Origin of the sequence: Microvirga sp. 2YAF29, assembly GCF_052114605.1 — a bacterium.
Taxonomy (GTDB): domain Bacteria; phylum Pseudomonadota; class Alphaproteobacteria; order Rhizobiales; family Beijerinckiaceae; genus Microvirga.
Map to the genome: position 1 here is coordinate 142,225 of NZ_JBFRFB010000011.1, position 10,818 is coordinate 153,042.

At 62.4% G+C, this 10,818-nt stretch carries 10 protein-coding genes and 1 pseudogene; 6 read left to right on the forward strand and 5 right to left on the reverse strand.

Features of this window, described 5'->3' with window-relative positions; genetic code table 11:
* Window positions 1-58: 58 nt before the first annotated feature.
* From AB4Y85_RS15325 to AB4Y85_RS15335, 3 genes are read left to right on the forward strand one after another with little or no spacing between them, the layout of a single operon-like run.
* Window positions 59-1,045 carry a glycosyltransferase family 2 protein gene (locus AB4Y85_RS15325; RefSeq protein WP_441985773.1) on the forward strand — a complete coding sequence of 329 codons (987 nt, stop codon included), beginning with the start codon at window positions 59-61 and terminating at the stop codon, window positions 1,043-1,045.
* A gap of 3 nt (window positions 1,046-1,048) precedes the next feature.
* Window positions 1,049-2,575 (forward strand): murein biosynthesis integral membrane protein MurJ, encoded by a 1,527-nt coding sequence (murJ, locus tag AB4Y85_RS15330; protein WP_441985774.1) that lies wholly within the window; start codon window positions 1,049-1,051, stop codon window positions 2,573-2,575.
* A 6-nt stretch (window positions 2,576-2,581) separates the two neighbouring features.
* Window positions 2,582-3,037 (forward strand): hypothetical protein, encoded by a 456-nt coding sequence (locus AB4Y85_RS15335; RefSeq protein ID WP_441985775.1) that lies wholly within the window; start codon window positions 2,582-2,584, stop codon window positions 3,035-3,037.
* Here the strand turns inward: AB4Y85_RS15335 and AB4Y85_RS15340 are convergent.
* Together AB4Y85_RS15340 and AB4Y85_RS15345 are read right to left on the reverse strand one after the other, a co-directional pair.
* Complete coding sequence (locus AB4Y85_RS15340; protein WP_441985776.1) at window positions 3,009-3,770, reverse strand: DUF1194 domain-containing protein; 762 nt, start codon at window positions 3,768-3,770, stop codon at window positions 3,009-3,011. The two genes, AB4Y85_RS15335 and AB4Y85_RS15340, sit on opposite strands and share 29 nt — an antisense overlap.
* A gap of 212 nt (window positions 3,771-3,982) precedes the next feature.
* On the reverse strand, window positions 3,983-4,858 hold the full coding sequence (locus AB4Y85_RS15345) for a branched-chain amino acid aminotransferase (RefSeq protein WP_441985777.1): 876 nt from the start codon (window positions 4,856-4,858) through the stop codon (window positions 3,983-3,985).
* Between the two features lie 169 nt (window positions 4,859-5,027).
* On the opposite strand from AB4Y85_RS15345, the gene AB4Y85_RS15350 reads away from it, so the two are divergent.
* Entirely contained in the window at window positions 5,028-5,699 is a 672-nt protein-coding gene (locus AB4Y85_RS15350) for a haloacid dehalogenase type II (RefSeq protein ID WP_441985778.1), read from the forward strand.
* An 89-nt stretch (window positions 5,700-5,788) separates the two neighbouring features.
* Here the strand turns inward: AB4Y85_RS15350 and AB4Y85_RS15355 are convergent, their stop codons facing one another.
* The 3 genes from AB4Y85_RS15355 to AB4Y85_RS15365 form a co-directional block, all read right to left on the reverse strand.
* The gene (locus tag AB4Y85_RS15355) at window positions 5,789-7,171 is read right to left on the reverse strand and encodes a M20/M25/M40 family metallo-hydrolase (RefSeq protein WP_441985779.1); all 1,383 of its coding nucleotides are present in this window, start codon (window positions 7,169-7,171) and stop codon (window positions 5,789-5,791) included.
* Between the two features lie 73 nt (window positions 7,172-7,244).
* Window positions 7,245-7,988, reverse strand: coding sequence for an SGNH/GDSL hydrolase family protein (locus tag AB4Y85_RS15360; protein WP_441985780.1), 744 nt, complete (start codon window positions 7,986-7,988; stop codon window positions 7,245-7,247).
* A 235-nt stretch (window positions 7,989-8,223) separates the two neighbouring features.
* Window positions 8,224-9,765 carry a helicase HerA-like domain-containing protein gene (locus AB4Y85_RS15365; RefSeq protein WP_441985789.1) on the reverse strand — a complete coding sequence of 514 codons (1,542 nt, stop codon included), beginning with the start codon at window positions 9,763-9,765 and terminating at the stop codon, window positions 8,224-8,226.
* Window positions 9,766-9,902: 137 nt separating this feature from the next.
* On the opposite strand from AB4Y85_RS15365, the gene AB4Y85_RS15370 reads away from it, so the two are divergent.
* Window positions 9,903-10,289, forward strand: coding sequence for a DUF2267 domain-containing protein (locus AB4Y85_RS15370; protein WP_441985781.1), 387 nt, complete (start codon window positions 9,903-9,905; stop codon window positions 10,287-10,289).
* A 311-nt stretch (window positions 10,290-10,600) separates the two neighbouring features.
* A pseudogene (locus AB4Y85_RS15375) lies at window positions 10,601-10,818 on the forward strand (methylmalonyl-CoA mutase); the annotation flags it as partial.

Here is a 10,818-nt window from a genome sequence, read left to right on the forward strand (position 1 = left end):
CCTTGAGGAAAGTTGCAAACTCGGCTCTTGATGCCCTCGACAACAAAGGGTTTCCTCCGTGGCGTCGCCGAAGCTTAGCGTGATCATCCCGGTTCATAACGAGAGCGCCAATATCGCGCCCCTGCGGGCACGTCTGGTGCCGGTGCTCGACGGGATCGGCCTGTCCTGGGAGGTCGTCTTCGTCGATGACGGCAGCCGCGACGATACCCTGGAGATCGTCCGGAATGTCAGCCGCGAGGATCCCCGCTTCGGCGCTGTCTCCTTCAGCCGCAATTTCGGCAAGGAAATCGCCATCGCCGCCGGCCTCGACCATGCCAGGGGCGACGCGGTGATCATCATGGATGCCGACCTCCAGCACCCGCCGGAAATGATCGAGGCCTTCGTGGCGCGCTGGCAGGAGGGCTACGACATGGTCTACGGCCAGCGTACCGACCGCTCGGACGAGACACGGGCCAAACGCGGCTTCGCCCATCTGTTCTACCGCCTCTTCTCGCGCTTCGGCGAAATCAGCCTGCCCGAAGGTGCGGGCGATTTCCGGCTTATCGACCGGCGGGGCGTTGATGTGCTGCGCACGATGGGCGAGAAGGCCCGCTTCTCGAAAGGGCTTTATGCCTGGGTCGGCTTCAAGGGCACCGGCGTGCCCTTCGTAGTGGAGGAGCGGCGCTACGGAAAATCCAAGTGGAGCTTCCGCACGCTCTTCCGCTTCGCCTTCGACGGCATCGCCGCCTTCTCGACGGTGCCTCTGCGCGTGTGGACCTATCTCGGCTTCCTGATCTCGTTTCTATCCATCGCCACGGCCATCTTCTTCATGATCAGGACGATGCTCTTCGGCACCGACCTGCCGGGTTTCCCGAGCCTGATCGTGTCGATCATGTTCTTCTCCGGTATCCAGCTCATGTCGCTCGGCATCATCGGCGAATATGTGGGCCGCATCTTCGCCGAGGTGAAACGGCGCCCACTCTATGTGGTGTCGGAGCGCATAGGCAACGCGGCGGAAGTCTCGACCGGCCTTGTTCCCGACAACTATCTGATGCGCCGGGTCTGATCGATGTTCAGGAAGATTCTCTCCGTCGGCGGCTGGACTCTGATCTCGCGCCTCACGGGCTTTATCCGCGACGTGGTGATCGCCGCCGTCATGGGCGTTGGGCCGATCGCCGACGCGTTCTTCGTCGCCTTCCGCATTCCCAATCATTTCCGCGCCATCTTCGGAGAGGGCGCATTCAACAACGCCTTCCTTCCCACCTACGCGCAGGTGCTGGAAGCGGACGGCGAAAAAGCCGCGAAATCCTTTGCAAGCCGCATCACCACCTTGATGCTGATCGTCCAGATCGCGCTGCTGATCGTGGCGTTTTTCGCCATGCCCTTTATCGTGAGGCTCCTCGCTCCCGGTTTCGTGGACGATCCCGCGAAATTCGATCTCGCTGTCTCGCTGACGCGGATCACGTTTCCCTATCTGCTGATGATCACGGTCGTCACGATCTATTCGGCGATCCTGAACGCGCATGACCGGTTCTGGGCCGCTGCCGCTGCACCCGTTCTGCTGAACGTTGCAATGGTCGTGGCGCTTGCCGTCGTGTTTCTGTTCCCGAATGCGGGCTACGCTGCAGCCTGGGGCGTCACGATCTCCGGTGTGCTGCAACTTGTGCTCGTTTGGTGGGACACGAGGAAGCTCGCCGCCTCTCCCACCATCGAGCGCCCGCGCATGGACAAGCCGATGAAGACCTTTTTCAAGGCTCTCGGTCCTGCCGTGATCGGCTCCGCCGGCGTGCAGCTCGCGATCTTTGCGGACACGATCATCGCGTCCTTCCTGCCGACCGGCGCGGTGTCCTCGCTCTATTACGCCGACCGGCTCTATCAGCTCCCTCTCGGTGTGATCGGTATCGCCGCAGGCACCGTGCTCCTGCCCGAGATGAGCCGGCGCATCGCAGCAGGCGACGAAGCAGGCGCCTATGCCGCGCAGAACCGTACAATCGGCCTGACGCTGGCTCTGGCCGCACCCTTCTTCGTGGCCTTCCTCGTGATGCCGGACCTCATCATGTCCGCCCTCTTCCAGCGCGGCGCCTTCAGTGCTGAAGCGGCGCAGCGCGCAGGCGCTGTGCTCGCCGCCTACGGCCTCGGCCTTCCGGCTGCCGTACTGATCCGCTCGGCGGTATCCAGTTTCTACGCCCGCTCGGACACCGCGACGCCACTGATCGCTTCGCTGACGGCCGTGGGCGTCAATATCGTCGTGAAGGTCGCATTGATGGGCACCTACGGCGTCGTCGGCCTTGCGCTCGGCACGGCCATCGGCGTGTGGGTGAACCTGATCCTGCTTTTCGTGCTCGCCTATCGCCGCGGATGGACAGCGCCAAACCGCTCTCTCGGCAAGACCACGCTCGTGGTCGCCATCGCGAGCCTTTTGCTCGCCGCCTTCGCCTGGTTCGGGCCTGCTCCCATCGCGGGCTGGACAGCATCTCTTCCGGTTTGGCGCAACGAGATCACGCTCGGCATCATCGGCGTCATCGGCGCGTTGATCTATGGCATCGTTCTGCTGGGCGGCATGAAGGCGGCAGGCATCAGGCTCGCGCGAAGGTGATCAAGAATGTCTAAGATCAATGAAGCCATGCTTGATAGGATGGCTGCAATCTTCGAGCTGACGCATGAGCTTCCACCAAAGCTGGTCAAAATTCTCAATTCCGGCTTCGTAGAGCGGGAAGATCATTGCTTCCTTAAAGCCTTTCAGAAGCGAGCACCGAAATCAGACGTCAAGAGCGCCACCAAACACCTCTATGACAGCACGGGTATAGAGTGCTGGGTTAATGATATCCGCATTGATAGCGAAGAGAATGAAGATCATCTTCAAGTCGCTTTCATTTTTGCAGCCAAGCTTATCAGGAAGTGGAAGAGATCTAAATTTCACCGCCCGGCCTTGCTTCTGCTCGCCACAGACGAGACCAGTACGCAACTTAAATTCCACCTCAAAAGGCATGAGGAGTCGTGGTTCGCTGAAGATCTCGAAGGATATGGCTCTACTGGAATAAGCGTTTTCGAGGTCTAATGCGTTTAAGTTCATGCTCGGCGTATTGAATTGCGCCGCCGCCCGTTCCGGCGATCTCGGTCAGAAGCTTGCGCCGTGCGGCCAGGGCGAAAGGCCGTGTCTCGTCGGCAATTTCCACGAACGAACCCGGCCCGCCGATGACGTTCTGCCCGTAGTAATCCTCAAGCGACATGCCGCCCGGCCCGCCAGGGCGTCCGCTGCCGGGGCGGCGGATGGCCAGCGCGTTGATGGTAAAGCCCTTGGCCAGGGCATCCGCCCGCGCGCTTTCGAGCGAACGCCCGTTCATGTTGGGACCGTCGCCCGATACGTCGATCACCTTGCGGGTGCCCTCATGGGCATTGTTCTCGACGAGCTTCACGGAGAAATCGATGGCGTTGGAGATCGAGTTGTAGCCGGTGGCCCCACGCGGCGCGCTCAGCAGCTTGTCGGCGAAGACCTTGGCGCTCGCCTCATCCTGGATCACATGCCAGCCCACGATGAGCACCTGGGAATCCGGTCCGCCCCATTCCATATACGCCACCGCGATGGCGCCGATGGGCCCGTCCCCGATGCCCGCCAGGACCTCCGGGCTCGTCAGCGCATCGGCCCAGCCCTTGCGCTGGAGGCGCAGCTCGTCGGTGTCGATTGAGCCGGACCCATCCGCCGCGAAGACGAGCTCGATATCGACGGATTCCGCAGCGACCGGCGCCGCCAGGAGGTTCAAGGCGAGAAAGCTCGTCAGGATCAGGCGCATCGCGGGCTCCAGCTTTGGCACAATGCTGGAACCATTTAGGGCGCGAGTGGACGAGCGCCGCCCTATGGCGGGATCACACTTGGTTGAGAGGCGGGAGGACTGCATGCCCACTCACGTCATCACCGGCCCTGTGCCGGTGATCCCGATAAGGTGAAGCATAGTGCTATTCTGATCGGGATGCCCGGGACAAGCCCGGGCATGACGTGGAGAACTCAAGCAGCCTTGCTTCCGATCTTTCCGTGGGCGAAGGCCCAATACAGTTCACGGGCACGGCTGTAGAACGGGCCGGGCTGGAGATCGCGGCTGTCGATGCGAAGGACCGGCATCACCTTGGAATAATTGCCCGAGATGAAGATCTCGTCCGCACTGGCGAAATCCTCGTAGCGCAAGGTGCTCTCGACAACCTTGGCGTCGTCGTCGCGCAGCAGCTGGATCACACGCTGGCGGGTGATGCCATTGAGGAAGGTGCCGTTCGGAAACGGCGTATAGACCACGCCGTCCTTGGCCATGAACACATTGGAGGTGGCCGTCTCCGCCACGTTGCCGAGCGCATCGCAGACGAGCGCGTTGTCGAAACCCTTCTCCTTCGCCTCGCGGAGCACGCGGGCATTGTTGGGATAGAGGGCGCCGGCTTTCGAATCGGTGGGCATGGATTCCAGCGTCGGGCGGCGGAAGCTCGATTTCATCACACTCATGCCGCCGGGCACTGGCATCGGCGCCTCGAAGAGGGTGAGGCAGAACTGGGTGGAATCCGGATCGGGGGCGATCGTGCCCAAGCCCTCGGCTTCGCCCCAGTACATGGGCTTCACGTAGAGCGCCGTGCCGGGTGCGAACTTCTTCACGCCTTCCCTGACCAGCTCGGCGATGGCCTTGGGGTCCATGGTGGGCTTGAGGCCGATGGACAGGGCGGAGCGGTTCACGCGCTCGCAATGCAGGTCCAGGTCGGGCATCACGCCCTCGAAGACCCGCGCCCCGTCGAAAACGGACGATCCAAGCCAGGATACATGGGAACGCGGTCCGATCAGGGACGGATTGCCCTCGTGCCACTCACCGTTGAACCAGTTCCATGTCTGTGAATACCAGGCCACTTGTCTTCATCCTTGCAGGTCAAAAAGTACGCGTATCGAATCCCTTCACGCGGCTGGCGTCAATTGGACGTCCGGATCGGCATCATGAAGACTTGTGATGAAATGCATGAAAGAGGATGATCGATTCAATGAAAGTAGGTTTCCCCTCGCATGCAGGGCTAAAGGCACTATGTCCGCCATCATTCCCATTCGCGCCAAGGCCGTCGTGTTCGACGCTTTCGGTACTTTGTTCGATGTTCACTCCGCGGTCGCCCGGCATTCGGCGCAGGTCGGCCCCGAGGCGGCGCGCCTCTCGGAAATCTGGCGCGCCAAGCAGCTCGAATATTCCTGGGTCTTGTCCCTGGCCGAACGATACGAGACTTTCTGGTCGCTGACCGAGCGGGCGCTGGACTACGCCATCGCCCGCTGCCCGACCGTGGATCTTTCGATCAGGCCCCTCCTCCTCGATTCCTACCGCTCGCTCGACGCCTATGGCGATGTGAAGCCCGCCCTGGCCTCTCTCCGGAATGCAGGCCTTCGCACCGGCATCCTCTCCAACGGCGACCACGCCATGCTGAGCGCCGCCGTCAATTCGGCGGGTCTCGCGAGCGACCTCGACACCGTTCTCTCCGTCGATGCTGCGAAGGTGTTCAAGACCAGCCCCGACGCCTATCACCTCGCTCTCGATGCGCTGTCCCTGAACGCCGATGAAATCGTCTTCGTGTCCGCGAACCGCTGGGACGTCGCCGGAGCTGCCGCCTTCGGGCTCATTCCGATCTGGGTGAACCGGTTCAACATGCCGGATGAATATCCGGAACTCGAACCTCACGCCATCATCGCGTCGCTCGACAAGCTGGTGTGAGGGAGCCTTCAGGCCCCCCCCTCTCTCACTCTCGACGTCATGGCCGGCCTTGTGCCGGCCGTGACATGCGCAGATGAAGACGAGCGAATTTACTTCGCCAAAGCCGCCAGAATGCGCGCCCAGGAGCGGGTGCCCTTATGGAAGCTCTTGAGGTCGTATTTCTCGTTCGGCGAGTGGATGCGGTCGTCGTCGAGACCGAAGCCGACGAAGAGCGTGTCGAGGCCGAGCGTGCGCTTGAAATCGCCGCCGACCGGGATCGAGCCGCCCATGCCGATGACGATGGGCTCCTTCTTCCATTCGTCGTGCAAGGCCGCCTTCGCAACGGTGAGCGCCGGGAAGTCGTGCGGCAGGGCGAGCGCGCGCGATCCCTTGTGCATGATGAACTCCACCGAGCAATCGGCGGGAATGCGCTCGCGCACGAAGGCGTGGAAGTTCTCGGAGATCTTCGCGGGGTCCTGATCGCCCACGAGGCGGAAGGAGATCTTGCAGCTCGCTTCCGCCGCGATCACGGTCTTCGTGCCTTCGCCCGTATAGCCGCCGATGATGCCGTTCACATCGCAGGTGGGGCGCGATTGAATCTGCTCAATGAGCATGCGGCCCTTCTCGCCGGCGGAATGCTTCAGGCCCACCTGCCCGAGGAAATCCTCCTCCGTCAGGTTGAGGCCCTTCCACTGCTCGAGGATCTGCGTGGGCGTCTCGGGAACGCCATCATAAAAGCCCGGAATCGTGATGCGGCCATTGTCGTCATGGATGGCGGCGATGATCTTCGAGAGCACATGGATCGGATTGCGGGCCGCGCCGCCGAAGGAGCCGGAATGCAGGTCGCGGTCGGCGCAGCGCACGATCACTTCCTCATAGACCATGCCGCGCAGCGATGAGGTGATAGCCGGCGTATCCTGGTCCCACATGCCGGTATCGCAGACAAGAGCGACATCGGCCTTCAGCTCATCCTTGTTGGCCTCGATGAACTCAGGCAGGAATTTAGAGCCGTCCTCCTCCGCGCCCTCGACGAGGAAGGTGATATTGATCGGCAGCGAGCCGGTGACGGCCTTCCACGCGCGGCAGGCCTCCACGAAGGTCATGACCTGGCCCTTGTCGTCGGCGGAACCGCGGGCGCTGATGGCCTTGCGGCCATCCGGCAAAGTGATGATGGCCGGCTCGAAGGGCGGACGGCCCCACATCTCCAGCGGATCGACGGGCTGCACGTCATAATGGCCGTAGAACAGCACATGCGGCTTCGTCTCACCCTTAGCGTGAGCAACAACAGCGGGATGACCGCCGGTCTCGCGCAGGGAAGCCTCGATTCCCATGGTCTTCAGCTCGTCCACAAGCCATTGGCCGGCTTTGCGGCAATGGTCCTTATAGGCGGGATCGGTAGAGATCGAAGGCACCTTCAGCCACTGGAACAGGCGCTCCAGGGCGGCATCGGAATCGGCGTCGATCTTGGACAGGACTTGGTCGAGCTGGGACATGAAAGACTTCTCGCTTCGAGGAACATGGTCTCCATGCTCCCGATCAGCGCGCTTGGCAAGCCTAGCCCCTATCTCAGAGCGTCCCGCCGGGGCAGAGGAGTTGCTCCATCCGCTCGTGGACCGCGCGGTAGGAGGACAGGTGGATGCCGTCGCGGGTCGCCTGCGGACGCGCGGTGTTGCCGTCAGACTCGCGGGCGAAATCATAAGGGTCGATGACCTCGCAGCCCGCGCGCTTGCAGGCACTCTGGAGGACCTGAGAATAAGCACTCACCGCAGCGATCTCGAACTTGTCCTTCAACTCCGTGCTGATCGGCGGAACCGCGAGAACGATCACGCGGGGGGCCTTCCTGCGGAAAGCTGCGACCGTGCGGGCCACGTTGTCCTCGAACGAGCGCGTGGGCGCAGCCGACAAGGGCTTCTTCTTGCGCAGCAGGTTGTTCGTGCCGATGGAGTAAACCACAGCAGCGGGCGCGGCGTCTAAGGCGAGCCGGTTGACGAAGTCGCGGTAGAGTTCGGCCTTCGCGCCGCTGACGCCGCCATTCACCAGCTCCCTGCCGCACAGCCTGTAGGTCGTGTTCAGCAACTCGGAATGGGAATCGCCCGAAAGGAAGATGAAGCCGGGCTTCGCCTCGTTCAGCTGCGAATTGATGAGCGGCAGACGCTGGTCGGCATAGGCCTCGGAGGTCAGCTCACGCGGCGTCTCGGTCCCGATCCAGAACGCCGCGCCGCTGCATACGATGAGAGCGGCTGCGATGCCGAGGAGCAAGCCGCTCTTGGACTTGGTCTGGGATGAGAGAACAGCAGCGCGAGACGACATGGTACTGAAGACAAGCCCGAGGCCGCAGGATCGCCGCCTTTGAGCGTAAGGTCCTAACAATCTGCCCGCTGATGGCAACTGAAATTTGCCGTTCGTCGCACTCTTACGTCATCACCGGCCTTGTGCCGGTGATCCCGATGGATTGAGGCGCTGCGCTTTTCGCATCGCGATGGCCGAGACAAGCCCGGCCATGACGTGAGAGGACAGTCGCTTCATCCTGTAAACGAACAGCGCCCTACCGCCGCAGCAACCCGCCCAACGTCCCGCGTACAATGGCGCGGCCGATGGAGCCGCCCTGGCGACCGCCGATGGATTTGCCGATCTCCGCAGCGAGGCTGCCGACCGTCTGGTTGACGATGGTGCGCGTGACCTCGCGGGTGACGCGTTGACCCGTGGTCAGGCTGCCTTTCCGCTGCGGCCCGCCGGTGCCGAAGAGTCCGCCGATCATGTCGAGGATTCCTCCCCCACTTTCCGCCGCCTTGGCTTCGGCAGCCGCCTGTTCGGCGCGCTTCGCCAGCATCTCGTAGGCAGATTCTGGGTCGATGGGCTGGTCGTATTTCCCCTTCATGGGGCTCGATGCCAGGATCTGCTGTCGCTCCGACAATTCGATGGGCCCGACCTGTGCCATGGGCGGCGCGATCAGCGTGCGCTCCACCATGGAGGGCGTGCCGTTGCCTTCGAGTGTCGAGACCAGGGCCTCGCCGACGCCGAGCTCGGTGATCGCCTTTTCGGTATCGAAGGCGGGGTTCTGCCGGAATGTCTGCGCCGCCACGCGCACCGCCTTCTGCTCGCGGGGCGTATAGGCACGAAGCGCATGCTGCACCCGATTGCCGAGCTGCGCGAGAACACTCTCCGGCACATCGATCGGGTTCTGCGTGATGAAATAGACGCCGACGCCCTTGGAGCGGATGAGGCGCACGACGCGCTCCACCGTCTCGACAAGCGCCTTCGGGGCGTCGTTGAACAGAAGATGCGCCTCGTCGAAGAAGAACACGAGTTTGGGCTGATCGAGATCGCCTACTTCCGGCAGCTCCTCGAACAGCTCCGACATGAGCCACAATAGGAACGTGGCGTAGAGGCGCGGATTGCTCATGAGCTTGTCGGCGGCCAGAATGTTCACCACGCCGCGCCCGTCGCGATCGTTACGCATCAAATCCTTGATGTTGAGCGCAGGCTCACCGAGAAACTCGTCGCCCTGCTGGTTTTCAAGCACGAGCAGCTGGCGCTGGATGGTGCCGATGGTGGCCTTCGACACATTGCCGTAACTCGTCGTGAGTTCGCTGGCATTGTCGGAGACGAGCTGAAGCAGCGCGCGCAAATCCTTCAGGTCGAGCAGCAGCAAACCCTGCTCGTCGGCGATGCGGAAGACGATGTTGAGCACGCCTTCCTGCGTGTCGTTGAGTTCGAGAAGACGGGAGAGGAGCAGCGGCCCCATTTCGGAGATCGTCGCGCGGACGCGATGTCCCTGCTCGCCGAAGATGTCCCAGAACACGACGGGGAATTTGTCGGGCTTGTATTCGATGCCGATCTCGGCGGCTCGCTTGACCAGGGGCTCCTTGCCGTTGCCGGGAGCAGCCATGCCGGAGAGATCGCCCTTGATATCGGCTGCGAAAACCGGGACGCCCGCGCTGGAAAAGCCTTCCGCCAGCACCTGCAACGACACGGTCTTGCCCGTGCCCGTCGCGCCGGTGACGAGGCCGTGTCGGTTGGCGAGCCTCAAGTCGAGATATTCCGGCTTGGTGCCTTTGCCGATGAAGATCTTGCCGTCCACGAGCATCACGTCTCTCCCGAATCCTATTCAAGGATCTTAGAAGCCCTGTCGCCAGTTTCTACTGGAAGACTTTTTATTTGGGGTTTGGCGATTATATAGTTTAGAGCTAAACCATTCCACCCATCCAGTACCAGGAGATATAGATGGATGAGCTCCTCGCCCGCGTGACGCAGAAGACAGGCCTCGATCAGGCTACGGCCCGCAAAGCCATCGGGCTCATTCTCGGCTACCTCCAGAAGGAGGGCCCTGCCAACGAGGTGAACCAGCTCATCGATGCCCTTCCCGGCGCTCAAGAGGCGATTGCCGAGAGCAATTCCGGCGCCGGTGGAGGCGGCGGCCTCATGGGCATGATGGGCTCCATGGGCGGCGGCGTAATGGCGCTGGGCGGCCAGCTCATGGGCATCGGCGTGTCGATGGGCCAGATGCAGCCGCTGGGCAAGGAACTCTTCGCCTATGGCCGCGAAAAGGCCGGTGAGGACACGATGGGCGCGATCATGGGCTCCATCCCCGGCCTGTCGCAGTTCGTCTGAGGCCATCCGCAAACGTCATCCCGGGGCTGCGCAGCAGAATCCGGGATCAGAATAGTTCTCGTCATGGCCGGGCTTGTCCCGGCCATCCCGATCTGAAGAGCGCCACGTTTCAAGGCATCGGTATCACCGGCACAAGGCTGGTGATGACGGGAGAGTTTCAAGCACCTTACCTGCCAACGATCCCGGATCGGCTTACGCCGTCCGGGATGACGCGCCATATTCACCGTTCCCCGCCCTTTTGCGCATTCCCACGCCCCCTCCCACCCGCTATCTTCCGCGCAACGCGAATTGCCCTCCGCCAGAGGATGAAGATGGACGATCTGTCTCTTGCCGCCGATTTTCCTGCCGCGACGCGCGAGCAATGGCTGACGCTTGTCGAGGGCGTGCTCAAGGGCGCGGACTTCTCGAAGAAACTCGTCGGGCGCACCCATGACGGCATCGCGCTTCAGCCGCTTTATCCCAAGGCGGAAGGCGCCGGCCTGATCGCGCGGGAGGAGCCGGGCCGCTGGCGCGTGTCGCAGCGGGTCGA